Genomic DNA, 23517 nt, shown 5'->3' on the forward strand with positions numbered 1-23517 from the left:
CGACCGGAGCGTCCGATGCGCGCCGGCGTTTTGCGTTGAAACAACCCACGGAGCCCCGCCTATTCGCCGCCCCATGCAAGCGCCGCCCGTCAAAGACGGTCCGCGCATGAACGAAGACATCCGCGTCCCTCGCGTCCTGCTCATCGACCAGCACGGTGAGAAGCAAGGCGTGATGCCCACCTCCGCCGCCATCGAAGCGGCCGAAGAGGCGGGCCTCGATCTCGTCGAGATCGTTCCGAACGCGGATCCGCCCGTTTGCAAGATCCTGGACTACGGCAAGTTCAAGTTCCAGGAGCAGAAGAAGAAGAACGAGGCGCGCAAGCGGCAGAAGGTGGTGGAGATCAAAGAGATCAAGCTCCGCCCGAACATCGACACCCACGACTACGAAGTGAAGGCGCGGGCGATGCACCGCTTCTTTGAAGAAGGCGACAAGGTGAAGGTCACCCTGCGCTTCCGTGGTCGCGAACTGGCCCACCCGGAACTTGGCATGAAGCTGCTGCAGCAGGTGAAGGCCGACTTCGAACCGGTCGCCAAGGTCGAGTACGAGCCGCGCATGGAAGGCCGGCAGATGATCATGATCCTGGCGCCGCGCTAGATCCGATCTCTTCGAGTTATGCGACGGCCGCCCTCCGGGGCGGCCGTTTGCGTTTGGGCTCAGCGCGCGGTCAAGGCCGCTGTCCAGGCCTCATAAAAGGCGCCGCCGAGCTGGAGCTGACCTGCGGCGGAGAAGTGCTTGTCGTCGAACATGGGGAAGCGGTCGGTGTCGACCATGGCGACTCCCCGTTCGGAACGCAGCGCCGTCTGGGCCGATCGCACCTGCTCGCGAAACGGCAAGCCCGCTTCATCGGCGATGCGGCCGTAGACGATCGGAACGTCGAGTCCGCCCCAGGCGGTTCGCACGCGCTCGAAGAAGGCTTTCAGGTTGCCTCGATAGGCGCGAGCGGCCGTGGGCGTCACGGCGTCCTGCTCCCCCTGCATCCAGAAGATCGCGCCCACCCTAGGCTTGAGACCCTGCCTCGCCAAGGCGGCGCGGGCCGCACCGATCGTCGAGCTCGTCTGCGCGAACAGTTCGCCCTGGCTTGCGGGGCTCCAGTCCAGGCCGGGCCCAGCCGCCAGCGCCGTCTCGCCCTTGGCCACCTTGACGATATAGAGCACGTCGGCCGGGTGGTCGGCCCGCCAGCGTCTGGCGAACGCGACTTCCGGCCCCCAGAGCTGCGGCTGGTTGGCACCGCCGCTGTTGACCCCGGGCTGCAGGACGACCCAGGCGCCATTCTTCCAAATCCGCACGTCGGGATCGGCGGCGCGCATCTCCGCCGGCAGAGTTGCGGAGTTGTTGGGAAAGCCCACGGCGTTGGACTGGCCGGCGAAGACGACGAGCTCGATCATCGGCGCTCTTCGTGCCACAGCCCGGTGGCCGCGGCGAGGCGCCCCCGTGTCCGCCGCCTTGCGCCCGCCGCCTGGGGGCTGCGCCTTGCATCGTGGCGCTGTTTGGCGTAATGACGCGCCCCTTCGGGACCGCCTGGCCGACAAGGCATGCCATGGCGGTCCATCAACACGCCCAGAGGACGGGGCTTAGGCTCCGACGTGAAATGCCGAAACTGAAGACGAAGTCGGGCGCCAAGAAGCGCTTCAAACTGACGGCGACCGGCAAGCTGAAAGCCGGCGTCGCCGGCAAGCGCCACCGCCTGATCAGCCACAATTCCAAGTACATCCGTCAGAACCGCGGGACCAAGGTGATGAGCGAAGCCGACGCTCAGATCATCAAGAAGTTCCTGCCGTACGGCCTTTAATCCGGAGATCTGACAGATGGCTCGCGTCAAACGGGGCGTCACCGCCCACGCCAAGCACAAGAAGGTCCTGGAACAAGCCAAGGGCTTCTACGGCCGCCGCAAGAACACCATCCGCGCCGCCAAGGCCGCGGTGGACAAGGCCGGCCAGTACTCCTACCGCGACCGCAAGGTCCGCAAGCGCACGTTCCGTTCGCTGTGGATCCAGCGCATCAACGCTGCGGCCCGCCTGGAAGGCTTCACCTACTCGCAGTTTATCTTCGGCCTGGACAAGGCCGGGATCGAAATGGACCGCAAGGTCCTGGCGGCGGTCGCCGCCTCTGATCCGGTTGCGTTCAAGGCCATCGCCGACAAGGTTCGCGCTGCGCTGGCTTAAGAGCTTCCGGGATCTTAGATCCTAGAACACTGAAGAGCCCCCCGGCCGAACCAGCCGGGGGGCTTTTTGCTGTCCGGCCGCTTCCACGCCCTTCCAACCTCATCTAGAGCAACGGCCGTCATGACCGACCTTTCTCAACTCGAAGCCGAGCTTTCGGCCCGCGTCGTCGCCGCCGCTACGCCGGCCGACCTCGAAGCGGTGCGCGTCGCAGCGCTCGGCAAGTCCGGCTCCATCTCGGACCTCCTGAAGACCCTGGGCCAGATGAGCCCCGACGAGCGTCGCGAACGCGGGCCGCAGATCAATGGCCTGCGCGACCGGATCAGCTCCGCCATCGCCGAAAAGAAGGCGGCGCTCGAAGCCGCCGAGCTCGAAGCCAAGCTGGCGGCCGAGCGCGTCGACCTCACCCTGCCCGCCCCGCCGCGCCGCAAGGGCCGCGTGCACCCGACCATGCAGGTCATGGACGAGATGGTCGCCATCTTCGCCGACATGGGCTTCGGCCTGGCGGAGGGTCCGGACATCGAGGACGACTTCCACAACTTCACCGCCCTGAACTTCCCGCCCAAGCACCCGGCGCGGGAGATGCACGACACTTTCTGGCTGCCGGAGGACGAGAACGGCGAGCGCAAGGTCCTGCGCACGCACACCAGCCCCGTCCAGATCCGCGTCATGCAGAAGCTCAACGAGAAGCTGCCGACCTGGATCGCGAATGGTCAGGAGCCGCCGATCCGCGTGATCGTGCCGGGCCGCGTCTACCGCTCGGACAGCGACGCCACCCACACGCCCATGTTCCACCAGCTGGAAGGCCTGGTGATCGGCCGCGACATCCACATGGGTCACCTCAAGTGGACGCTGGACACCTTCACCAAGCGCTTCTTCGAGACCGACAACGTGGTCACCCGCTTCCGCCCGCACCACTTCCCGTTCACCGAGCCCAGCGCGGAGATGGACGTACAGTGCGACCGCTCGGGCGGCGCGGTGAAGATCGGCGAAGGCTCCGACTGGCTGGAGATCCTGGGCGGCGGGATGGTGCATCCCAACGTGCTGAAGAACTGCGGCCTCGATCCGAAACAGTGGCAGGGCTTCGCCTTCGGCCTGGGCGTGGATCGCCTGGGGATGCTGAAGTACGGCATGCCGGACCTGCGCGACATGTTCGCGGCCGATGTGCGCTGGCTGGAGCACTACGGCTTCTCGGCCTTCCAGGCGCCCAACCCGGCGACCGGCCTGAGCTAAGGAGAGAGACGAGATGAAGTTCACCCTCTCCTGGCTCAAGGAGCACCTCGACACGACCGCCACCGTCCAGGAGGTGGTCGACGCCATGACCATGGCCGGCCTGGAGGTCGAGCACGTGGAGGATCCCGCCTCCAAGCTCGCCGCCTTCTCGGTCGCCAAGATCGTCGAGGCGGTCCAGCACCCCAACGCCGATCGCCTGCGCGTCTGCCAGGTGGACACCAAGGACGGCCGCAAGGAAATCGTCTGCGGCGCGCCCAACGCGCGGCCGGGCCTGACCACCATCTACGCCCCGCTCGGCGCTTATGTGCCCGGCAGCGGCATCACCCTGGAGGCCCGCCCCGTCCGAGGCGTCGTCTCCAACGGCATGCTCTGCTCGGCCAAGGAGCTGGAAGTCGCGGAAGAGAGCGACGGCATCGTTGAGCTTTCCGGTGATCTCGCGGTGGGTGTAAGCGCGGCCGAGGCGTTCGGCCTGGAAGCCGTCATCGACTTCGAGGTCACGCCCAATCGTCCCGACTGGCTCGGCGTCCGCGGCATCGCCCGCGACCTCGCCGCCGCTGGCCTTGGCACGCTGAAGGCGGAGACCGACGTTAAGGTCGAAGGCGCCTTCCCCTGCCCCATCGAGATCCGCGTCGACGGCGACGCCTGTCCGGTGTTCGGCGGACGCGTCATTCGCGGCCTGAAGAACGGCCCCTCGCCGGCCTGGCTGCAGCAGCGCCTCACCAGCGTCGGCCTGCGCCCGATCAACGCGCTGGTCGATGTCACGAACCTGCTGACCTACGATCGCGCCCGCCCGCTGCACGTCTACGACCGCGCCTTGCTGGTCGGGAACGTGATCGAGGCGCGCCTGGGACGCGGCCCCGCCGAGCCCAGCCCCGCGCACGAAGCCTCGCCGGCCGCTCATAAGGACGAGCAGCTGATCGCCCTGGACGGCAAGACCTATGACATCTCGCCCGAGATGAGCGTCATCGCCGACGCCGACGGCAACCGACCGATCGGCCTTGGCGGAATCATGGGCGGCGAGTCCACCGGCTGCTCGGAGACGACCACCGAGGTGTTCCTGGAAGCCGCCTGGTTCGACCCGATCCGCACGGCCCAGACCGGTCGCGACACCGGCATCACCTCGGACGCCCAGTACCGGTTCGCCCGAGGCGTCGATCCGCAGTCGCTGGTCCCCGGCATCGAACTCGCGACCCAGCTGATCCTTCAGCTGTGCGGCGGCGAGGCGTCGGAAATCCGCGTGGCCGGTCAGGCGCCGGCGCCGCCTTCCGCGATCGTCTTCGACCGCTCGTACGTGAAGAAGCTGTCTGGCGTCGACCTGCCAGCCTCCCGCATCGACGAGATCCTGGGCAAGCTCGGGTTCGAGGTGGCCGGTGATCAGGTCACCCCGCCCACCTGGCGGCGGGACGTTGATGGTCCGGCGGACCTCGTGGAGGAAGTCGCGCGGATCGAAGGCTATGGCGCTCTGCCCGCCGAGCCTCTGCCTCCGATCACCGCTTCGTCCGCGGGCGTTCTGACCATCCGCCAGGCGCGGGTGCGCAATGCGCGCCGCGCGCTGGCGGACGCTGGCTATTCGGAAGCCGTCACCTGGAGCTTCATGCGCCGGGAGTGGGCTGAAGCGTTCGGCGGCGGGGATCCCAAGCTGGTGCTGAGCAATCCGATCGCCTCGGATCTGTCCACCATGCGCCCGTCGATCCTGCCGAACCTGGTCGAAGCGGCAGCCCGGAACGCCCGCAAGGGTTTCGCGGACGCGGCACTGTTCGAGATCGGTCCGACCTTCAAGGGCGACCAGCCGGCGGATCAGGTCACCACGATTGCAGCCATCGTTGCGGCGCACGCGCCGCGCCGCTGGGACGGCCAGAAGCCGGACGCGCTGTTCGCTCTGAAGTCCGACCTGATGGGCCTGCTGGAGGAGCTTGGCGCACCCCCGCTGCAGACCGTGCAAGGCCAGGCCTCATCCTGGTGGCACCCGGGCCGCTCGGCTCGCCTTCAGCTCGGTCCCAAAAACGTGGTGGCTGAGTTCGGCGAACTGCATCCCCGCATCCTGAAGCTGCTGGACGCACAGGGTCCAATCTATGGCTTCGAGCTAAACCTCGACGCCCTGCCCGAGCCGAAGCGCAAGGCGGTGAAAACCAAGGCGGCGCTCGAGCTGTCGGCCCTGATGCCGCTGCGCCGCGACTTCGCGTTCGTGGTCAGCGCAGACACGCCGGCGGGCGAGGTGGTCCGTCCGATCCTCGGCGCTGACAAGGCGCTGATCGCCGACGCCCGCATCTTCGACGTCTACCAGGGTCCTGGGGTGCCGGAAGGCTCCAAGTCGGTGGCGGTCGAAGTGACGGTGCAGCCGCGCGAGAAGACGCTGACCGACGCGGAGATCGAGGCTCTGTCGGCTCGCATCGTCGCGGCGGCCGAGAAGGCGGTCGGGGCCAAGCTGCGCGCCTAGGCCGCAACGACCGGCGCGTTGCCAGCGCCGGCGAACAAGGTGATGGCGGCTCCATGAACCTGGAGCCGCCGCTCTCCCGCAGCTGCGCGGGCTGCGACATGTGCTGCACGACCCTGCAGATCCGCGAGTTGGACAAGCTGCCGTGGGGCCGTTGCACTCATCAGCGCGCCGATCAGCCCGGTTGCGCCATCTGGGGCGAGCATCCGCCCTCCTGCAAACGCTACCATTGCTTCTGGCGCAGGTCCGAGGACCTGCTGCCCCCCGAACTGTTCCCACCCGACTGCGGGTTCCTGGTCACCATGGACAACGTGGAGATCTGGCCGGGCGTCGTGAACGTGTGCCCAGATCCGAGAAGGCCGGACGCTTGGGACACCCCGCGCAACCGGGCCCTGTTCACAGCGCTGTCAGCCGCTTGGAACTGTCCGGTGGCCATCGTGGAGCCAGGCACCCTGGCCAGCCACGTCTTCTCGCCCAGGGGCGGCTTCTTCAGCCGGGCGGAACGGCCCGATCTCTTCCCGCACGGCGGCGCGGGCTTGGCCCTGCCCTATTCAGAGTATGACGACGACCACCGGCCGCCGCGCGAGCGCATCGCAGCGGCCGGGTTCGACTGGCGGTCCGCTCTCGCGAACTAGAACGGCAGGAAGTTGCGCTTACGAGTATAGGCCAGATAGCCGACGTTGGCGCCCAGGCGCAGGCCGACGCCCGCACGGATCGGCGCAAGCGTGATGCCGCTGGCCTTCTGGTAGTTCACGCCAAGGCCGCCCACGAAGTAGGCCGAACCTTCGACGCCGGGGAAGCGCTGGAAGATCGCGTCCGGCACCTGCAGGTCGTAGCACAAGGTGAAGACGCGGCTGGCGTTGCCGCCGAAGTCCCAGCCGACTGACGGCCCCTGCCAGAACACTTCCAGCGGCTCGCGGTCCTTCATGTAGAGCAGCCCGCGGCCGTAGCGGCCGCCAACCACGATGGCGGCGGAGCCTTCTTCGCCGGCGATGTAGCCGGTGGGGCGGCCGTTCTGAGCAAAGAGCCTCTCGACCGCGCCGCCGGCGGCCTCGGCCGTCACGCCCATGAAGTCGGACACGCCCTGGATGATCTCGTCTTGAGAGTAGGTCTGGGCGCCGCCTGGAGCCGGCTGGTTCGGCGCGAGCCTCGGCTGGGTCGTAGGATAGGATGGGGACGGCGTCGCCGGAGGCGGCGGACCCTCCACGGACCCATCGCGCGGCTGGGCCGGCGGCAACTGGGTCTGGGCCTGCGCCAGCCCGGCGGAGCCGAGCGTCATGAGGCCTGAAACGATAAGGGTGCGACGGTCCATGGGCGCTCTATTCCTCTCCAAGTTCGACCTGCTCCCGCCCAGGGCTCAGTCAATGCGCGTTCGCAGTTTAATGGCGGATTAACCGTGATCGCCGCGACAGGGCGCCGCGCGCCTCGAAAGCGGCGCGGAATGTGGTAGACGCACGCCCCATGACTACCCCGCTCTCGCGCATCCGCAACTTCTCGATCGTCGCGCACATCGACCACGGCAAGTCCACCCTGTCCGACCGCCTCATTCAGGAGACGGGCGCGCTGACGCAGCGCGAGATGACCGAACAGGTCCTCGACAACATGGACATCGAGCGCGAGCGGGGCATCACCATCAAGGCCCAGACCGTCCGCCTCGAGTACAAGGCCAAGGACGGCGAGACCTACATCCTGAACCTGATGGACACGCCCGGGCACGTGGACTTCGCCTATGAGGTCTCGCGCTCGCTTGCCGCCTGCGAAGGCTCGATCCTGGTGGTGGACGCCTCCCAGGGTGTCGAGGCCCAGACGCTGGCCAACGTCTACCAGGCGATCGACAACAACCATGAGATCGTCCCGGTCCTGAACAAGATCGACCTGCCGGCCGCCGAACCTGCGCGCGTCCGTCAGCAGATTGAGGACGTCATCGGGATCGACGCGTCCGACGCCGTGGAATGCTCGGCCAAGACCGGGATCGGCATCCGCGACGTGCTGGAAGCGGTCGTTGAACGCCTGCCCCCGCCCAAGGGCGACCCTGACGCGCCCCTCAAGGCGCTGCTGGTCGACGCCTGGTACGACCCGTACCTCGGCGTCGTGGTGCTGGTGCGCGTGTTTGACGGCACGCTGAAGGCCGGCCAGCGCATCCGCATGATGCAGCAGGGCGCGACCTACCAGATCGACAAGATTGGCGTCTTCAAGCCCAAGCGAACCGACCTGAACGAGCTCGGCCCCGGCGAGATCGGCTTCATCACGGCCCAGATCAAGGAAGTGGCTCACGCCGCCGTCGGCGACACCATCACGGACGAGCGTCGCCAGGCCGAAACCCCGCTGGCCGGCTTCCGCGAAGTGCAGCCCGTGGTGTTCTGCGGCCTCTTCCCCGTGGACGCGGCCGAGTTCGAGGACCTGCGCGCAGCCATCGGTCGCCTGCGCCTGAACGACGCCTCGTTCACCTACGAGATGGAGACCAGCGCGGCGCTCGGCTTCGGCTTCCGCTGCGGCTTCCTGGGCCTGCTGCACCTGGAGATCATCCAGGAGCGTCTGAGCCGCGAGTTCAACCTCGACCTGATCGCGACGGCGCCCAGCGTCGTCTACAAGATCAAGATGACCGACGGCACGGTCATCGACCTGCACAACCCGGCGGACCTGCCGGACCCGGTGAAGATCGAGAGCATTTCCGAGCCTTGGATCAAGGCGACGATCTTCACACCGGACGAGTACCTCGGCTCGATCATCAAGCTCTGCCAGGACCGCCGCGGCGAGCAGAAGGAGCTGTCCTACGTCGGCGCACGCGCCATGGTGGTCTACGACCTGCCGCTGAACGAGGTCGTGTTCGACTTCTATGACCGGCTGAAGTCGATCTCCAAGGGCTACGCCTCCTTCGACTACAACATCGAGGAGTACCGCGAGGGCGACCTCGTGAAGATGTCGATCCTGGTCAACGCCGAGCCGGTGGACGCCCTGTCCATGCTCGTCCACCGCAACCGCGCCGAGATGCGCGGCCGCGGCATGGTCGAGAAGATGAAGGAGCTGATTCCGCCGCACATGTTCCAGATCCCGATCCAGGCGGCGATCGGCGGGCGGATCATCGCGCGGGAAACCGTGCGCGCCCTGCGCAAGGACGTGACGGCCAAGTGCTACGGGGGCGACGCCAGCCGCAAGCGCAAGCTCCTCGACAAGCAGAAAGAGGGCAAGAAGCGCATGCGCCAGTTCGGCAAGGTCGAGATCCCGCAGGAGGCGTTCATCGCCGCCCTGAAGATGGACGCCGACTGATCCGGAACGCCGGAGGCCATCGCGCCATTTGCGTGGCGCGATGCGCTTCCTTTGCGACGAGATGCTGGTCCGCCTGGCGCGCCTGCTGCGCACCGCAGGCTATGACACCTATCTTGCCTCGGGCGGCCAGAGCGACGACGAGCTTCTGGCGCTCGCCCGCGAGGACAACCGCGTCCTGCTGACACGCGACAAGGCCTTGGCGCGCCGGGCTCATCCCCGCGCTTTGGCCGTGGAGGGTCGCGGTCCGGACGAAGAGGCTCAGATGGTTTCTGCTCATCTGCCCCTCGATTGGAGCCTTGCTCCGTTCACGCGCTGCGTCATGGACAACACGGCGCTGCGCGACGCCACAGATGAAGACCTCGCGCGCATGCCGCCGGAGGCGTCGCAGATGAACGGGCCCTTTCGGGCGTGCCCCACGTGCGGCCGCGTCTACTGGCCAGGCAGCCATGTGAAGCGCATGGCCGCGCGTCTGGAAAGCCTCGCCCAAAAGCCGCCCCAAGCTCTGCTATAGAGCTGCCGTCGAAGATCAACGGAGCGGATTCCCATGCGCAAACTCATTGTTCTGGGCGCCGCCCTGGCCTCGCTGGCCGTCTCGGCCTGCAACACGGTCGAAGGGCTTGGCCGCGACGTGCAGGCGGTCGGTTCGGCCGTGACCAGCACCGCGTCCGACGCCAAGCGCTAGCCTAGGAACGGGACGCAGCCCGACGGGTTCGGAAACTCATGGGAAGCCAAGAGGACCCCTCATGAGCAGCTCCAAACACGACCTGTCGGGCCACACGCCCACCACCCTCCCGCGCGACGACCTGGAAGACGATCCGGGTATCGGCGCCTCCAAGGGCACGACCATCTCCGGCGAGGATCCGCACATCCTGCGGGAGGGCGCCACCAACACCGAAGAAGGCGACACGCCCAACGAGACCGACGGACTGGGTTCGCCCACGCCGCTGGAGCGGGAGCGAACACACCCTTAGGGCTCCGGCCCTAGTCTCCGGTTCGAGACCTGCGGCGGAAGGGCTCACGCTCTTCCGCTCGCTGCCGTGAAGGAACATATCGCAGCCATGGCCGAGATCGTTCACCCGCTGATGCCGTCACTGCTGCGCGGCCTGAAGGGCTGCTGCCCCAACTGCGGCGAGGGCAAGCTCTTCTGGAAGTACCTCAAGGTGAACGGGCGCTGCGAGGCCTGCGACCATGACCTTGCGCGTTACCCGGCCGACGATGGCCCCGCCTATGTGACCATCCTGCTGGTCGGCCACCTGATCGTGGCTCCGCTGTTCTTCTTCCCGATTGTCTGGGAGTCTTCGGCCTGGCTCTCGGTCCCGATCCTGCTGGGCGCCCTGTCGGTGCTGACGCTTCTGATCCTGCCGCGCGTGAAGGGCGGCTGGATCGGCTTGATGTACGCCTTGGGCGTCAAGGACGCCGACCACAAGCTGCATACGGCCGACGCCGCCGACTAGCGAGCCCGGAACTCACGCCCAAGCTTGTCGTTTCCCACGGCGTAGGTCGGGGGACGGTTTGGGAGCGATACGTCCATGACCCTTGGCACCATCCTGATCATCCTGCTGATCCTGCTTCTGATCGGCGCTCTTCCGAACTGGGGCTACAGCCGCGGCTGGGGCTACTTCCCGAGCGGCGGTTTGGGCCTGGTTCTGGTGATCATCATCATCCTGGTTTTGCTGGGACGCCTATAGATCGAGCGGCAAGAGCCGCTCAGCGCGAGAGCCCCTGGCCATGCCAGGGGCTCTCGTGTTTTCGGGCCGAACTGACATAGCATCCGTGCCGGACGGTCACCGGGGGATGCATGGACGACGCGGCCAGACAGCAGACGCAGGCGCTCACCCCTCTGGCGCGGGTGCGCGCGATCCTGGGCGGGTCGGCCGGCAACCTGGTCGAATGGTACGACTGGTTCGCCTACTCCTCCTTCGCCCTCTACTTCGCCCCGCACTTCTTTCCGAAGGGCGACACTACAGCCCAGCAACTGCAGAGCTCCGCCGTCTTCGCCGTGAGCTTCCTGGCCCGCCCGGTGGGCGCCTGGCTGATGGGCCTCTACGCGGATAGGGCCGGCCGGCGCGCGGCCCTGACCGCCTCCGTGGCCTTGATGAGCGCGGGCTCCTTCGCCATCGCCCTGATCCCCACCTATGCGCAGATCGGCGTCTTGGCGCCCGTCCTGCTGTTCGCGGCACGTCTGGTTCAGGGGCTTTCGCTGGGGGGTGAGTACGGCGCGAGCGCCACCTACCTGGCCGAGATGTCCGGCCACCGGCGGCGCGGCTTCTGGTCGTCGTTCCAGTACGTGACCTTGATCGGCGGACAGCTGTTGGCCCTGCTGGTTCTGATCGTCGTCCAGCATCTGCTGGGTCAAGAAGCGCTGGACAGCTGGGGATGGCGCATCCCCTTCATCATCGGCGGCCTGCTGGCCATCGTCGTCTTCTGGATCCGCGCGGGCCTGGAAGAGAGCCGATCGTTCCTCAACGCCAAGGCGCAAACTGATGCAGCAAAGCGCCGATCGACCCTGGCCCTGTTCCGCGACCATCCGCGGGAGACCTGGGCGATCCTCGGCCTGACGGCAGGCGGCTCGCTCTCTTTCTACGCCTACACGACCTACATGCAGAAGTTCCTGGTCAACACGGCCGGCTACGACAAGAGCGTCAGTGCGGGCATCATGGCCGGCGCTCTGGTGATCTACATGCTGGCGCAGCCGCTGATGGGCTGGCTGTCGGACCATGTGGGCCGCAAGACCACCATGGCCGTCGGCTTCGGCCTCGGCGCCGCGGCGACCTATCCGGTGATGAGCGCCATCGCCGCCGGCGGCTCGCCCTTGGCCGCGTTCGGGCTGGTGCTGCTGCTGATGCTGATCCACACCGGCTATGCGGCGGTGAACGCCGCGGTGAAGGCCGAGCTGTTTCCGGCCCGCCTGCGAGCCCTCGGCGTCGCCCTCCCCTACGCCCTCGCCAACGCCCTGTTCGGCGGCACCGCCGAGTCGGTGGCGCTCAGCCTGAAGGCCGCCGGGCAGGAGAAGCTGTTCTACATTTACGTGTCGTTAGCGATGGCCATGGCCTGCGTGATCGCTGCGCGCCTGCGCAACACTAACCGCACCAGCCTGATCGAGGAGGACTGAGGTGAGCCCGCTGAACATCGCAGCTCTTTGCTTCTTCTTCCTCTGCTGGCTCGGCTACCAGCCGCTGCTCCATGCCCTGGCCAAGCATCGCGGCCGCGTGATCAACACGGACATGACCGTCATCCGCGCCATCTGGATGCGGAACATGGCCCTGCGCGAAAACCGGTTGATGGACGGCCAGCTGCTCGGCCACGCCCTGAACTCGGCCTCGTTCTTCGCTTCCTCCAACCTGATCTTGATCGCGGCGGCGGCCGGCGCGCTGTTCGGCGGCGAGACCACCTTCCGCAGCGCCTCAAGCCTGGAGGTGATCCGCACCTCCTCGCGCCTGTTGTTCGAGGGGCAGATCGCCCTGGTGCTGATCACCCTGGCGCGCGGCCTGCTCGATTTCATCTGGTCGATCCGGCAGATGAACTATTGCATCGCCGCGGTGGGCGCCGTGCCGCTGACGGACGACCCCACGGTGCTGCGCCAGCTCGGCGAGCTCGCCTCGCGCGTGCTCAACCCGGCCCTGTCGTCGTTTAATCAGGGCGTTCGCGGCTACTACTTCGCCCTTGCGGCGGCGGCGTGGTTGTTCGGCCCGATCCCGTTCATGGTGGCCACGGGCGGAGCGGTGCTTCTGCTGCTGACGCGCCAACACCGCTCACGGTCGGCGCGCGCAATCAGCGAATTCCGTCGCCTCGCCGAGGAGACCGACGCACGGATCATTTCCGGGGAGCTGGAGGCTGTCGGCATCGTGGCCGCCAAGAAAGGCTCGGGCGAGGTCCTCTAGGCGATCCCGAGCTCTGCCCGCGCCTTTCGCGTCAGCTTAGCCGCGATCAGGTCATACGAGGTGCGGATCCAGTCCCGCACCTCGTCTTCGCCGGCATCGGCCAAGGCGACGTTCACCCACTGGCCCTTGGCCAGATAGGGCGCCTGGCGACCGGGACCGCCCTCGGTCAGGGCCATGAAGCCGATCTCGGTCGCCTTGAAGGAGAGACTGTCCTCGCCGCTGATGGCGAACACCTTTCCGCCGACCTTGAACACGTCATGGTCGCCCCACTGGACGACCTTTTCGGTGGCCGGCAGGCCCAGCGCGACAGCCTCGACCTCCCCCCGCGTCATCGGCCGATCAGGCCTCGACGCCGACGCCGATCGGACAGGTCACGCCCGTGCCGCCGATGCCGCAGTACCCATTCGGGTTCTTGGCCAGATACTGCTGGTGGTAGTCCTCGGCGAAGTAGAACGGACCTGGTTCGGCGATCTCCGTGGTGATCTCGCCAAAACCCTTGTCCGCCAGCGCCGACTGGAAGGCCGCGCGCGACGCCACAGCCTCACGAGTCTGCGCCTCGTTGATCGGGTAGATGCCCGAACGGTACTGCGTGCCGATGTCGTTGCCCTGGCGCATGCCCTGGGTCGGATCGTGGTTTTCCCAGAACGCCTTCAGCAGGTCGCCGTAGGTGATCGCCTTGGGGTCATAGACCACCAGCACCGCTTCGGTGTGGCCCGTGCGGCCGCTGCAAACCTCTTCATACGACGGGTTCGGCGTCAGGCCGTTCACATAGCCGACAGCCGTCACATAGACGCCCGGCAGCTTCCAGAAGATGCGCTCCACGCCCCAGAAGCAGCCCATGGCGAACACCGCCTCCTCCAGGCCTTCCGGATAGGGACCCTTCAGCGGGCGGCCATTGACGAAGTGGGTCTCGGCGGTGGGGATCGGGTTCGGGCGGCCGGGCAGCGCCGTCTCGGGCGTCGGCAGCTCGAGGGTCTTCTTGGCGAAGAGCATTCTGAACTCCTTGGGATTTGCCCCAGGATATAGGAGCCCCGTGCGCCTTTTGCACCTCGCCCGGAGCGGGCGACACGCGCCGCTTGCCCCATGAGCCGGGGCAGTATATCTCCCCCGTTCCGCTCGGGACGCCGCTCCCCGAGACGGTGTGTGGTGAGGTGGCCGAGTGGTTGAAGGCGCACGCCTGGAACGCGTGTATAGGGGAAACTCTATCGAGGGTTCGAATCCCTCTCTCACCGCCATCCGCCCCTGAGGGGCGACCTTCCCGACAGTCCGCTTACCGCTTCGGCGGGGTCCAGTTCACCACGTCGTAGACGGCGGGGTTTGAGCCGACGTTGCGCAGGGCGTGCGGCGAGTTCGACGCGTTGAAGATGATCGAGCCGGGGCCGAGACGCTTCCAGGCTCCGTCGTTCAGCACCTCCACCGTGCCTTCCCGGATGATCACCAGCTCTTCGTTCTCGTGCGTGTGCGGCGCGTGAGAGGAAAGGCCCGGGTTCAGGGTCGTGACGTGCACTTCGAGCTCGGCCAGGGCCTTCGTCGGGCCGCGCATCACCTGCCGGTGTGTGCCGTGCGGCGTGGCCGTGGCGCTCATCTTGGTCCAGTCGTAGACCGACGGGCCGATCAGGTTCGGTTGAGCCTGGACGACCGCAACGACGCTGCCACCGATAAGCGCGGCCGCCACCGCGATCACCGCATCACGAACTCGAAGCATCATCACCCTCCCGGGGTTGGTCTGACCAATGCTCATACCACTTTACAGGCGCACGTTGTTAGATAGCGTCAGCGGACACAAGAGGCGCGAGCCGACGCGCCCTGCTTCACGACACCGGAGGAAACCATGGACGACGTCAGCCGCCGCAACCTCTTGCTTGCCACCGGTGTCGGAGCCGCCGCCCTGGTGGGCGCGGTTCACGTGCAGGCTCAGCCCACCCAGGCCAAGCCGACCCACAAGATCCGCTTCGGCGTGATCGGGCTCGACCACTACCACATCATGAGCATGACCCAGGCCGTGCAGCGCGGCGGGGGCGAGCTTGTGGCCTTCTACGCCACCGACCCCAAGCACATCGCCGACTTCCGCCAGAGGTTCGGCGACATCAAGCTGGCCCGCAGCGAAGACGAGATCCTCGAGGATCGATCCATTCAGCTGATCGCCGGCGCTCCGGTGCCGCATCTGCGCGCGCCGCTGGGCATCAAGGCCATGCGCAACGGCAAGGACTTCCTCGGCGACAAGCCGGCGGTGATCAGCCTGGAGCAGCTGACCGACGTCCGGAAGGCGGTGAAGGAGACCGGGCGCAAGTTCGCGATCATGTACTCCGAGCGGCTCGAGGTGCCGGCTGCGGTGAAGGCTGGCGAGCTCGTGCAGGCCGGCGCGATCGGCAAGGTCGTGCAGACCGTCAATCTCGCGCCCCACCAGGTGCGCAACACCACCCGACCGGACTGGTTCTGGGACCCCGCCAAGTACGGCGGCATCCTCACCGACATCGGCTCCCACCAGGCCGACCAATTCCTGTTCTACACCGGCTCGAAGACGGCCAAGGTCGTCGCCTCGCAGGTTGGCAACGTGTCACACAAAGACCGGCCGCAGTTTCAGGACTTCGGCGACATGACCGCGACGGGCGACGGCGGCACCGGCTATATCCGCGTCGACTGGTACACGCCCGATGGCCTGGGCGTCTGGGGCGACGGGCGGCTCTTCATCCTGGGGACCGAAGGCTACATCGAGCTGCGCAAGTATGTGGACGTGGCGGGTCGCAAAGGCGGCAACCACCTGATCCTCGTGGACCGCAAGCAGACGACCTACATGGACTGCAGTCAGGTCGCCCTGCCCTTCGGCCCGCAATTCGTGGCCGACATCGTCAACCGCACCTCCGTCGCGCAAGACCAGGAGCAGGCCCTCCTGGCCGCCGAACTGGTGCTTACGGCGCAGAAGAACGCCAGCCGCCTCACCATCACCGCCTGACACAAGGCAACCGCGACTGCGCCCGGGGAGAGGCGCAGCGCCAGGGGAGATACGCCGATGAGCAGCAAGACGCCGGGCGCCAGCCGCCGATCGTTCCTGAAGAAAGCCGCTGCGGCGGGCGCGGCGGCGGGCTTCCCGACGATCGTGCCTTCGACCGTGTTCGGCCAGAACGCGCCCAGCAATCGGATCAACGTGGGCGCCATCGGCGTCGGCCGCATCTCGCGTATCCACGACATGCCGGAAACTTGCAAGTTCGACCACGCCCAGATCATCGCGGTGGCGGACGTGGACGCGAAGCGGGCCGAAGCCGGGCGGGTGCTGGTCAACGAGACCTACGCCAAGAAGCTCAACCGGCCCGCCTACGACGGCGTGCGCGCCTACACCGAATATCGCGAACTGCTGGCCAACAAGGACATCGATGCGGTCCTGATTTCCACGCCCGACCACCAGCATGCTGTGCCGGCCGTCCATGCCGTGCGCGCGGGCAAGGACGTCTATCTCCAGAAGCCGGCGTCTCTGACCATCGCCGAGGGCCGCTTCCTGTCGAACGAGGTGAAGCGCACCGGGCGCATCCTGCAGATCGGCTCGCAGCAGCGCTCCTGGAAGCAGTTTCACCGCGCCGCGGAATTGGTCCGCAATGGCCGCATCGGCGAACTTCGCCACGTGGAGATCGGACTGCCAGGCGACCCGTCCGGGCCGGAAGCCCCGCAGATGCCAATCCCGCCCAACCTGAACTACGACGCCTGGCTGGGGACCACGCCCGAGGTCTACTACACGGAGATCCGGGTTCACCCGCAGAACTCGTTCGACAGGCCCGGCTGGCTGCGCTGCGAACAGTTCGGCGCCGGCATGATCACCGGCTGGGGGGCGCACCACGTGGACATCGCCCACTGGGGCATGGACACCGAACTGACCGGCCCGGTTGAGATCTGGGGTAACGCTCAGTTCCCCACCAGCGGCCTGTGGAACGTCCACGGTCCGTTCAAGACCGAGGCGCGCTACGCCAACGGCGTGACCATGGCGATCAGCGGCGACTACCCGAACGGCATCAAGTTCATCGGCACAAAGGGCTGGATCTTCGTCACACGGGACGCGCCGGTCACCGCCAGCGATCCGAACGCCGGCCCGCCGTCGCCGCCGCTCACCGCCAGCGATCCCAAGATCCTCGCCAGCGTGATCGGCCCGAACGAGATCCACCTTTACAAGAGCGACGACCAGCACGGGAACTGGCTGGACAGCGTGCTCACCCGCAAGGAGCCCATCTCGCCCATCGAGATCGGCCACCGGGCGTGCTCGACCTGCCTGTTGCACCACATGGCCATGAAGGCGGGCCGCCGGCTGCGCTGGGATCCCGCTGCGGAACGGTTCATCGGCGACGACGAGGCGAACAGCTGGCTGAGCCGCCCCATGCGCAAGGGTCACGGCTTCGACGTCTGACGCCGCTATCGCACGGCGCGTACCTGCGCCAAGGTGCAGCCTTAAAACTGGGAGGTCGAACGATGACGGATGGATCGCGTCTCAACCGCCGCGGCCTGATCCTGGGTGCAGGTGCAGGCTTGGCGGCATCGGTTCTGTCGCCGCAAGCCCTGGCGCAGGCCGCCGGGCGCAAGATCGGCTACGCCATCGTGGGCCTGGGCAGCTACGCCACGCGCCAGATCATGCCGCAGTTCGTCAATAGCGAGCGCTCGCGACTGACGGCCCTGGTCAGCGGCAGTCCGGAGAAAGCCCGCACCCTGGCGGCCCAGTACGGCATCCCCGAGCGGTCCATCTATTCCTACCAGACCTTCGACCGCATCGCGGACAATCCGGATGTGGACGTCGTCTACGTGATCCTGCCCAACAGCATGCATGCGGAGTATTCGATCCGCGCCGCCAAGGCGGGCAAGCATGTGATGTGCGAAAAGCCCATGGCGCCCACCGTGCGCGAGTGCGAGCAGATGATCGCCGCCTGCCGCCAAGCCAACCGCAAGCTGATGATCGGCTATCGCAGCCGCTTCCAGGCGCACAACGTCGAAGCCATCCGCATGGCCCGCGGCGGCGAGATGGGACCGACTCGCGTGATCCTGGCCGAGCACGGCTTCAACATCGGCGATCCGACCCAGTGGCGGCTCAAGCGCTCGCTGGCCGGCGGCGGCGCGTTGATGGACATCGGCATCTACAGCCTCAACGCCACCCGCTACCTCACTGGCGAGGAGCCGATTGAAGTCACCGCGATCGAGAAAACCGATCGCTCGGACATCCGCTTCCGCGAGGTGGACGACACCATCCTGTTCGCCTTAAAGTTCCCGTCCGGCGCGGTGGCGAACTGCGTCTCCTCCTACACCAGCAACCACAACCGCTACCGCGTGGTGCAGCAGAACGGCTGGTTCGAGCTGGAACCGGCGACCGCCTACACGGGCCAGCAGATGCGTGTCGCGCCGCGAGGCCAGCCGGCTCAGCCGCGTGAGATCGCGCTCGGCAAGAACCAGTTCGCCGGCCAGCTCGATCACATGGCCGAGTGCATCCTGACGAACCGCGAGCCGATCGTGTCGGGCGAGGAAGGCCTGCGCGACGTACGCGTGATGGAGGCCATCTACCGCTCGGTTCGCGAGAGCCGCGCGGTCAAGCTCACCTAGGCGTCGCCCCCCTCGACCGTTCAATCGGCCGACTGAGTCCGGGAACGCTCCGCCCGCGGCGCGCTTTGCTAGCGGCAACGGGAGCCGCGGAGCGGGCATGCGCCGGCCAATCAAGACCCACACCTCGCCGCAGAACGTGAGCGGCGCCCGCAAGGTCGTGCTGGCCGCACTGTCGGGCAATCTGGCGATCGCCGTCACCAAGTTCGTGGCGTTCGCTTTCACCGGGTCCACAGCCATGCTGACCGAGGGGATTCACTCCCTGGTCGACACGGCGGACCAGGTGCTGCTGCTGGTCGCCCAGCGGCGCTCGGCCCGCCCCGCCAACGAGCGTCATCCCTTCGGCTACGGCATGGAGACCTACTTCTGGTCCTTCATCGTTGCGCTGATGATCTTCCTGGCCGGTGGTGCGGTGGCGATCTGGGAAGGCGCGGAGAAGATCCTGCACCCGGAGGAGGTCACTCTGCCCTGGGTCAGCCTTGGAGTCCTCGCCGCTTCCGCCCTGTTCGAAGGACTGTCCTTCCGCACCGCTTACAGGGAATACAAGAACATCGTCCGTGGCCGGAACGTCCGCCTGTTCGCCTTTTTGCGCGGCAGCAAGGATCCGAACGTTTTCGCCACGCTGCTGGAAGATGGCGCGGCTCTGGTCGGCTTGGCGCTCGCGGCGCTGGGGGTGATCGGCTCCACCTTCCTGGGCCTCGCCTGGGCCGACGGCGCTGCGTCCATCGCCATCGGCCTGCTGCTGGTCTCGGTGGCGGTGTTCATGGCCAATGAGACCCGCAGCCTGATCGCCGGCGAGGCGGCCGCCCCGGTGATCGTGGAGCGCGTGCTGGAATGCCTGCGCGAGCGCAACGACTTGGGCGAACTTGCCGAGCTGCGCACTCTGCACCTGGGGCCTCAGAACATTCTCGTCTCGATCCGCTGGCGCTTCGCCCTGGCGCTAGACCGGGCCGAGGTCGAAGACGGTGCGGCGGCGCTGGAAGCGGCGGCCCGCCGATCCGACCCACGCATCGCTCACGTGTTCTTCGACATCGTCCAGGCATAGCAAAAGGCCCCCCGGCGAACCGGAGGGCCTGAAAGCTCGCGTCTGCGTCGCCAGCTCTTACGGGCAGATGGCGTTGTTCTGGTTCGGCACCAGTTGGGCCTCACCCAGCGAGAGCTTCAGCTGGCCGCTGGTTTGGATGGCGAACGGGGTGGTGACCTCCGTCAGCGTTTCCAGCGGGCTGCGGACGCAGGACAGCTTCACGCGAACGGTCTGCCACTGACCCACGGGGGCGTCCGCCAGCACCTTGTCCAGCGACACCTTGCCGGTGCCGATGTTCAGCTGCACCGGCGCGGTCGGCTTCTGGTCGACCCGGTACTGCAGCAGCAGGGCGAGGTCGCCGTTGGCCTGACGGCTGAGGTCCGTGGACGGGCCGGTCACCGCCGCGGTCGCTTGGCCCGCGCCGGTGAAGGTCAGGGCCCGGCCGGCTTCCTGCACGCCATTGGCGTCCACCGCCGCCACCGAGACGGCGCGGCGCGGGCTGGAAGCGGACGCGGTGGTGGCGATCGTCTCGCCGCCGGCGTCACGCAGCGCCAGGCGCCAAGGCGCGGCGAAGCGGCCGCCGACGAAGTAGCGATCCGGGTTGTTGCTGGTCGCCGTCACGCCCGAGACTTCCGACAGCTGAGCCACGCGGGTCTTGTCCGCATAGGTCAGGCCGTAGCCGTAGGCGAACAGCGGATCGTAGCCGGGATCGTTGCGGTTCAGGCGGTACTGGTCCGCGCGCTTGGGCCAGGAGAAGGACAACTTGCCTTTGAAGTCATGGCGCGGCTTGCCGGCGGCGTCGCCGATCAGCACGTCCGCCACGCCGCCGCCCTCGCTGCCCGGAAGCCAGGCGGCCACGAAAGCGTCCGACGCGTTCAGCTCGGGGTTCACCCACAGCGGACGGCCGGTGATGAACACCGACACGACCGGGATGCCCTGCGCCTTCAGCTTCTTCAGCAGTGCGAGGTCCGTCTGGTCCGCGCCCTTGTAGTCGAGGTTGGCGATGTCGCCCTGGAACTCCGCGTAGGGGTCCTCGCCGAACACCACGATGGCGACGTCCGGCTTGGTCTTGAACGAGCCGTCAGCCGACAGCTCGGCCTTGCCGCCCGACTGGCTGACAGCCTCTTGGATGCCCTTGTAGATCGAGGTCGCGCCGGGGAAGTCCTTGGGCGAATTGCCCGTGCCCTGCCATGACAGGGTCCAACCGCCGGACTGCTTGCCCACGTCGTCGGCTCCGTCACCGGCGACCAGCACCTTGGCGCCGGCCTTGATCGGCAGGACCGAGCCGTTGTTCTTCAGCAGGACCAGGGACTCGCGGACCGCCTGGCGGGCGATGGCGCGGTGCTCGGGCGCACCCACGAGGTCGAGCTTGCCTTCCAGCGGGCGCGGACCGAACAGGCCGAGCTTGTACTTGACGCGCAGGATGCGGCGGACCGCGTCGTCCACCCGCGCCATCGGGATCTGACCCGATTTCACCTGCGCCAGGGTGTTGGTGTAGAGGCCCTTCCAGCTGTTGGACGCCATGACCATGTCGATGCCGGCGGTGATCGCCTGCGGGCAGTTGGTCTCCGTGCAGCCCGGCACCTGGCCGTGAGCTTCCCAGTCGCTGATCACGAAGCCGTCGAAGCCCATCCGGCCCTTCAGCACGTCGGTCAGCAGGCTCTGGTTGCCGTGCATCTTGACGCCCTGCCAGCTGGAGAAGGACGCCATGACGGTCATGGTGCCGGCGTTGATCGCCGGGGGATAGCCCGCGCCGTGGATGCGAGCGAGGTCCTGCTCGCTGTAGCGGTTGTCGCCCTGATCGCGGCCGTTCTGCGTGCCGCCGTCGCCGAGGAAGTGCTTCGCCGAAGCCGCGACGCGCCCGTTAGCCAGGGACGGCCAAGACGAGATCGGGCCCTGCAGGCCGGTCACCATCGGACCGGCGTAGGACGCGACCACTTCCGGATCTTCCGAATAGCTCTCGTAGGTGCGGCCCCAGCGGTCGTCCTGCACCACCGCAAGCGTCGGGCCGAACGCCCAGTCGATGCCGGTGGCCGCCGCTTCGATGGCGGTCGCCTCGCCGATCTTCTGCACCAGCGCCGGATTGCGCATCGCGCCAAGACCGATGTTGTGGGGGAAGAGCGTCGCGCCGACGATGTTATTGTTTCCGTGCACGGCGTCGACGCCGAAGATCACCGGGATCGGGGTGTGGCCCGGACGGGCCTCCATGGAGGCGGCGCGGAACGCGCGGGCGGTGTCGAGCCAGGGCTGGGCTGGCGAGCGGTCGTCCGAGTTCAGCGGCGGGCTGGAGCCCCCGGCCAGGATCGAGCCCACCGGATACTGCTTCAGGTCCTCAGGCCGGATGGAGCCGATGTCGCCCTGGATCAGCTGCCCGACCTTCTCCTCGACGGTCATCTTGCTCATCAGCTCGGTGACGGCGGCTTCCGTCTTGGGATCGATCAGCCCCTGGCTCTTGGCCGCGGGCCAAAGCTCCGGATGGGCGACGCCCGCGTTGGCGGCCGGCGCGGCGGGGGTCTGGGCGACGGCGCCGGTCCAGGTGGAGGCGTAGGTCAGAAGCGCGGCGGCGGCGGCGAAGGTCAGGGCGCCCCGGCGGCTGTTCTGGCGGTTCATCTGGGCCAAGCTCCGCTTGTTGCAAATAAAGAAGGGGCGCGACGGGGACGAGCCCCGCCGCGCCAGTCTAGGGGAATGTTAGGAGGCGGCCGCCCGACACAGCAAGGCTTGTCGGCAGCGAAACGCTCAGACTGACGGCGGCACGCATTCTTTTGTGGGCGCGAAACGCGCCTTGCGAACCTTGGTCATGTCCATCCTCCCCGGCCCGCTTCTGGCGGCAAGCCGTTGTCTCCTTAAGCCTGCTTCAGCTTGACAGCGCTGTCAACGCCCATGTGCAGGAAGTGGTTCTCAGGCCCGCCTTCCAAAGGGCTGTCAGCCTCGCGGCGGTGCCGTGGACTCGCGCAGGATGATGTCGAAGGGCAGCAGGCGCGACGGCGGCTTCTCGCCCGGCTGCAACTCGCATTCGCCGGCGATCAGCATCTCCGCCGCGGCCTGCGCCATCTCCAGGATCGGCTGACGCACGGTGGTGAGCTGAGGGGAGACGGTGCTTGCGGCCGGGGTGTCGTCGAAGCCGGCCACCGACAGGTCCGTCGGCACCGTGAGCCCATGCCGGTGGGCGACGGCGAGCACGCCCAGCGCCATGTCGTCGTTGCTGGCGAAAATGGCGGTCGGCCGGTCCTTGGGCGCCAGCAATTCCTCGGCGCAGTCGAAACCCGAACGGAACGAGAAGTAGCCCTGCTTCACCCGCTCCGGCCGAACGGGGCAGCCCTGGTCCTGCATGGCTTGGGCGAAGCCTTCGAAACGCAGGTGGCCCGCCCCGTGCTCCGGGTGCCCCATGATGAAGCCGATGTCCCGATGACCCAGCTTCAGCAGGTGCCCGGTCATCTCGTAGGCCGCCTGCTTGTCGTCCATCCAGACGTATGGCGCGCGGTCGATCAGCCCGTCGGGGGCGATTCGGACATAGGGCGCGCGGGTCTCGTCGACGGCGTCCAGGATCTGGCGGCGGTCGCACACCGGCGGCGTCAGGATCACGCCGTCAGGCCGCAGAGTGGCGATGGTGGCGCGCACCAGGTCGGCCGCGTCCGCCCCGGCGGAGTCGAACGGCTCCACCACCAGGTGATAGCCGGTCTCACGACAGGTGGTGACTACCCCTCGCTGTACGTCGCTGACGTAGGCGGGGCTTGGGTTATCGTAGAACAGCGCGATCAGGTAAGAGCGCGACCCGGCGAGGCTGCGGGCCGACACGCTGGGCCGATAGCGCAGGGCTTCGGCAGCCGCGAGCACCCGGTCGCGAGTCTCGGGCTTGACGTTCGGCTCCTTGTTCAGGACCCGCGAGACCGTCTTGATCGAGACCCCGGCGCGCTCGGCGACGTCGTGGATAGTGACTGAAGGCACGGCTGTTC

Annotated in this window: 25 protein-coding genes and 1 tRNA gene; 19 read left to right on the forward strand and 7 right to left on the reverse strand. The window is 67.3% G+C overall.

Annotated elements, in window-relative coordinates; genetic code table 11:
• The first annotated feature begins 73 nt into the window (after positions 1-73).
• The gene (infC, locus tag DJ018_RS02525) at positions 74-595 is read left to right on the forward strand and encodes a translation initiation factor IF-3 (protein WP_111513287.1); all 522 of its coding nucleotides are present in this window, start codon (positions 74-76) and stop codon (positions 593-595) included.
• Positions 596-654: 59 nt separating this feature from the next.
• Here the strand turns inward: infC and DJ018_RS02530 are convergent, their stop codons facing one another.
• Positions 655-1386, reverse strand: coding sequence for a sialate O-acetylesterase (locus tag DJ018_RS02530; protein WP_111513288.1), 732 nt, complete (start codon positions 1384-1386; stop codon positions 655-657).
• 203 nt (positions 1387-1589) lie between these two features.
• Here DJ018_RS02530 and rpmI point away from each other — a divergent pair, with 203 nt between their 5' ends.
• The 5 genes from rpmI to DJ018_RS02555 all read left to right on the forward strand — a co-directional run bounded on the left by rpmI (position 1590) and on the right by DJ018_RS02555 (position 6462).
• The gene (rpmI, locus tag DJ018_RS02535; RefSeq protein WP_111513290.1) at positions 1590-1790 is read left to right on the forward strand and encodes a 50S ribosomal protein L35; all 201 of its coding nucleotides are present in this window, start codon (positions 1590-1592) and stop codon (positions 1788-1790) included.
• A 16-nt stretch (positions 1791-1806) separates the two neighbouring features.
• Complete coding sequence (gene rplT, locus DJ018_RS02540; RefSeq protein WP_111513292.1) at positions 1807-2163, forward strand: 50S ribosomal protein L20; 357 nt, start codon at positions 1807-1809, stop codon at positions 2161-2163.
• Positions 2164-2283: 120 nt separating this feature from the next.
• Positions 2284-3393 (forward strand): phenylalanine--tRNA ligase subunit alpha, encoded by a 1110-nt coding sequence (gene pheS / locus DJ018_RS02545; RefSeq protein ID WP_111513294.1) that lies wholly within the window; start codon positions 2284-2286, stop codon positions 3391-3393.
• Between the two features lie 13 nt (positions 3394-3406).
• Positions 3407-5830: a phenylalanine--tRNA ligase subunit beta gene (pheT, locus tag DJ018_RS02550; RefSeq protein ID WP_111513296.1), complete on the forward strand. Its 2424-nt coding sequence runs from the start codon at positions 3407-3409 to the stop codon at positions 5828-5830.
• A gap of 53 nt (positions 5831-5883) precedes the next feature.
• Positions 5884-6462 carry a hypothetical protein gene (locus DJ018_RS02555; protein ID WP_111513298.1) on the forward strand — a complete coding sequence of 193 codons (579 nt, stop codon included), beginning with the start codon at positions 5884-5886 and terminating at the stop codon, positions 6460-6462.
• Here DJ018_RS02555 and DJ018_RS02560 read toward each other — a convergent pair.
• Positions 6459-7139, reverse strand: coding sequence for a DUF1134 domain-containing protein (locus DJ018_RS02560; RefSeq protein WP_111513300.1), 681 nt, complete (start codon positions 7137-7139; stop codon positions 6459-6461). The two genes, DJ018_RS02555 and DJ018_RS02560, sit on opposite strands and share 4 nt — an antisense overlap.
• 149 nt (positions 7140-7288) lie before the next feature.
• Between DJ018_RS02560 and lepA the strand changes: the two genes are divergently transcribed.
• The 8 genes from lepA (at position 7289) to DJ018_RS02600 (ending at position 12975) form a co-directional block, all read left to right on the forward strand.
• The gene (lepA, locus tag DJ018_RS02565) at positions 7289-9094 is read left to right on the forward strand and encodes a translation elongation factor 4 (RefSeq protein WP_111513302.1); all 1806 of its coding nucleotides are present in this window, start codon (positions 7289-7291) and stop codon (positions 9092-9094) included.
• Positions 9095-9134: 40 nt separating this feature from the next.
• A complete protein-coding gene (locus tag DJ018_RS02570; protein WP_111513304.1) occupies positions 9135-9605 on the forward strand; it encodes a DUF5615 family PIN-like protein in 471 nt (156 codons plus the stop codon).
• A 33-nt stretch (positions 9606-9638) separates the two neighbouring features.
• Positions 9639-9776, forward strand: coding sequence for an entericidin A/B family lipoprotein (locus tag DJ018_RS02575; RefSeq protein ID WP_111513306.1), 138 nt, complete (start codon positions 9639-9641; stop codon positions 9774-9776).
• A 61-nt stretch (positions 9777-9837) separates the two neighbouring features.
• Positions 9838-10065, forward strand: a complete 228-nt coding sequence (locus DJ018_RS02580; protein WP_111513308.1) for a hypothetical protein — start codon at positions 9838-9840, stop codon at positions 10063-10065.
• A gap of 87 nt (positions 10066-10152) precedes the next feature.
• Positions 10153-10548, forward strand: a complete 396-nt coding sequence (locus DJ018_RS02585; protein ID WP_111513310.1) for a DUF983 domain-containing protein — start codon at positions 10153-10155, stop codon at positions 10546-10548.
• Positions 10549-10623: 75 nt separating this feature from the next.
• A complete protein-coding gene (locus DJ018_RS02590; RefSeq protein ID WP_111513312.1) occupies positions 10624-10782 on the forward strand; it encodes a DUF3309 family protein in 159 nt (52 codons plus the stop codon).
• Positions 10783-10892: 110 nt separating this feature from the next.
• Positions 10893-12206, forward strand: a complete 1314-nt coding sequence (locus DJ018_RS02595) for an MFS transporter (RefSeq protein WP_111513314.1) — start codon at positions 10893-10895, stop codon at positions 12204-12206.
• A gap of 1 nt (position 12207) precedes the next feature.
• Positions 12208-12975 (forward strand): DUF599 domain-containing protein, encoded by a 768-nt coding sequence (locus DJ018_RS02600; RefSeq protein WP_111513316.1) that lies wholly within the window; start codon positions 12208-12210, stop codon positions 12973-12975.
• Here the strand turns inward: DJ018_RS02600 and DJ018_RS02605 are convergent.
• Both DJ018_RS02605 and msrA read right to left on the reverse strand, forming a co-directional pair.
• Positions 12972-13307 carry an MmcQ/YjbR family DNA-binding protein gene (locus DJ018_RS02605; RefSeq protein ID WP_111513318.1) on the reverse strand — a complete coding sequence of 112 codons (336 nt, stop codon included), beginning with the start codon at positions 13305-13307 and terminating at the stop codon, positions 12972-12974. The genes DJ018_RS02600 and DJ018_RS02605 overlap by 4 nt on opposite strands.
• Positions 13308-13314: 7 nt before the next feature.
• Positions 13315-13968, reverse strand: coding sequence for a peptide-methionine (S)-S-oxide reductase MsrA (gene msrA, locus DJ018_RS02610; RefSeq protein WP_111513320.1), 654 nt, complete (start codon positions 13966-13968; stop codon positions 13315-13317).
• A gap of 152 nt (positions 13969-14120) precedes the next feature.
• Between msrA and DJ018_RS02615 the strand changes: the two genes are divergently transcribed.
• A tRNA-Ser gene (locus tag DJ018_RS02615) sits at positions 14121-14210 on the forward strand.
• A gap of 35 nt (positions 14211-14245) precedes the next feature.
• On the opposite strand, the gene DJ018_RS02620 is transcribed toward DJ018_RS02615, so the two are convergent.
• Positions 14246-14680, reverse strand: coding sequence for a cupin domain-containing protein (locus tag DJ018_RS02620; protein WP_111514639.1), 435 nt, complete (start codon positions 14678-14680; stop codon positions 14246-14248).
• 126 nt (positions 14681-14806) lie between these two features.
• Here DJ018_RS02620 and DJ018_RS02625 point away from each other — a divergent pair, with 126 nt between their 5' ends.
• The 4 genes from DJ018_RS02625 (at position 14807) to DJ018_RS02640 (ending at position 19585) form a co-directional block, all read left to right on the forward strand.
• A complete protein-coding gene (locus DJ018_RS02625; protein ID WP_111513322.1) occupies positions 14807-15928 on the forward strand; it encodes a Gfo/Idh/MocA family protein in 1122 nt (373 codons plus the stop codon).
• Between the two features lie 57 nt (positions 15929-15985).
• On the forward strand, positions 15986-17365 hold the full coding sequence (locus DJ018_RS02630) for a Gfo/Idh/MocA family protein (RefSeq protein ID WP_111513324.1): 1380 nt from the start codon (positions 15986-15988) through the stop codon (positions 17363-17365).
• 62 nt (positions 17366-17427) lie between these two features.
• Positions 17428-18543, forward strand: coding sequence for a Gfo/Idh/MocA family protein (locus tag DJ018_RS02635; protein WP_111513325.1), 1116 nt, complete (start codon positions 17428-17430; stop codon positions 18541-18543).
• A gap of 97 nt (positions 18544-18640) precedes the next feature.
• The gene (locus DJ018_RS02640) at positions 18641-19585 is read left to right on the forward strand and encodes a cation diffusion facilitator family transporter (protein WP_111513326.1); all 945 of its coding nucleotides are present in this window, start codon (positions 18641-18643) and stop codon (positions 19583-19585) included.
• Between the two features lie 57 nt (positions 19586-19642).
• On the opposite strand, the gene DJ018_RS02645 is transcribed toward DJ018_RS02640, so the two are convergent.
• Positions 19643-22174: a glycoside hydrolase family 3 protein gene (locus tag DJ018_RS02645; RefSeq protein ID WP_111513327.1), complete on the reverse strand. Its 2532-nt coding sequence runs from the start codon at positions 22172-22174 to the stop codon at positions 19643-19645.
• A 312-nt stretch (positions 22175-22486) separates the two neighbouring features.
• A complete protein-coding gene (locus tag DJ018_RS02650) occupies positions 22487-23509 on the reverse strand; it encodes a LacI family DNA-binding transcriptional regulator (protein WP_111513328.1) in 1023 nt (340 codons plus the stop codon).
• Between the last annotated feature and the right edge of the window lie 8 nt (positions 23510-23517).

Source organism: Phenylobacterium deserti, from assembly GCF_003254705.1.
Lineage (GTDB): Bacteria > Pseudomonadota > Alphaproteobacteria > Caulobacterales > Caulobacteraceae > Phenylobacterium > Phenylobacterium deserti.

Coding starts and splice junctions, on each gene's coding strand:
- infC (WP_111513287.1), top strand. CDS start 74: ATGCAAGCGCCGCCCGTCAAAGACGGTCCGCGCATGAACGAAGACATC.
- DJ018_RS02530 (WP_111513288.1), bottom strand. CDS start 1,386: ATGATCGAGCTCGTCGTCTTCGCCGGCCAGTCCAACGCCGTGGGCTTT.
- rpmI (WP_111513290.1), top strand. CDS start 1,590: ATGCCGAAACTGAAGACGAAGTCGGGCGCCAAGAAGCGCTTCAAACTG.
- rplT (WP_111513292.1), top strand. CDS start 1,807: ATGGCTCGCGTCAAACGGGGCGTCACCGCCCACGCCAAGCACAAGAAG.
- pheS (WP_111513294.1), top strand. CDS start 2,284: ATGACCGACCTTTCTCAACTCGAAGCCGAGCTTTCGGCCCGCGTCGTC.
- pheT (WP_111513296.1), top strand. CDS start 3,407: ATGAAGTTCACCCTCTCCTGGCTCAAGGAGCACCTCGACACGACCGCC.
- DJ018_RS02555 (WP_111513298.1), top strand. CDS start 5,884: ATGAACCTGGAGCCGCCGCTCTCCCGCAGCTGCGCGGGCTGCGACATG.
- DJ018_RS02560 (WP_111513300.1), bottom strand. CDS start 7,139: ATGGACCGTCGCACCCTTATCGTTTCAGGCCTCATGACGCTCGGCTCC.
- lepA (WP_111513302.1), top strand. CDS start 7,289: ATGACTACCCCGCTCTCGCGCATCCGCAACTTCTCGATCGTCGCGCAC.
- DJ018_RS02570 (WP_111513304.1), top strand. CDS start 9,135: ATGCGCTTCCTTTGCGACGAGATGCTGGTCCGCCTGGCGCGCCTGCTG.
- DJ018_RS02575 (WP_111513306.1), top strand. CDS start 9,639: ATGCGCAAACTCATTGTTCTGGGCGCCGCCCTGGCCTCGCTGGCCGTC.
- DJ018_RS02580 (WP_111513308.1), top strand. CDS start 9,838: ATGAGCAGCTCCAAACACGACCTGTCGGGCCACACGCCCACCACCCTC.
- DJ018_RS02585 (WP_111513310.1), top strand. CDS start 10,153: ATGGCCGAGATCGTTCACCCGCTGATGCCGTCACTGCTGCGCGGCCTG.
- DJ018_RS02590 (WP_111513312.1), top strand. CDS start 10,624: ATGACCCTTGGCACCATCCTGATCATCCTGCTGATCCTGCTTCTGATC.
- DJ018_RS02595 (WP_111513314.1), top strand. CDS start 10,893: ATGGACGACGCGGCCAGACAGCAGACGCAGGCGCTCACCCCTCTGGCG.
- DJ018_RS02605 (WP_111513318.1), bottom strand. CDS start 13,307: ATGACGCGGGGGGAGGTCGAGGCTGTCGCGCTGGGCCTGCCGGCCACC.
- msrA (WP_111513320.1), bottom strand. CDS start 13,968: ATGCTCTTCGCCAAGAAGACCCTCGAGCTGCCGACGCCCGAGACGGCG.
- DJ018_RS02620 (WP_111514639.1), bottom strand. CDS start 14,680: ATGCTTCGAGTTCGTGATGCGGTGATCGCGGTGGCGGCCGCGCTTATC.
- DJ018_RS02625 (WP_111513322.1), top strand. CDS start 14,807: ATGGACGACGTCAGCCGCCGCAACCTCTTGCTTGCCACCGGTGTCGGA.
- DJ018_RS02630 (WP_111513324.1), top strand. CDS start 15,986: ATGAGCAGCAAGACGCCGGGCGCCAGCCGCCGATCGTTCCTGAAGAAA.
- DJ018_RS02635 (WP_111513325.1), top strand. CDS start 17,428: ATGACGGATGGATCGCGTCTCAACCGCCGCGGCCTGATCCTGGGTGCA.
- DJ018_RS02640 (WP_111513326.1), top strand. CDS start 18,641: ATGCGCCGGCCAATCAAGACCCACACCTCGCCGCAGAACGTGAGCGGC.
- DJ018_RS02645 (WP_111513327.1), bottom strand. CDS start 22,174: ATGAACCGCCAGAACAGCCGCCGGGGCGCCCTGACCTTCGCCGCCGCC.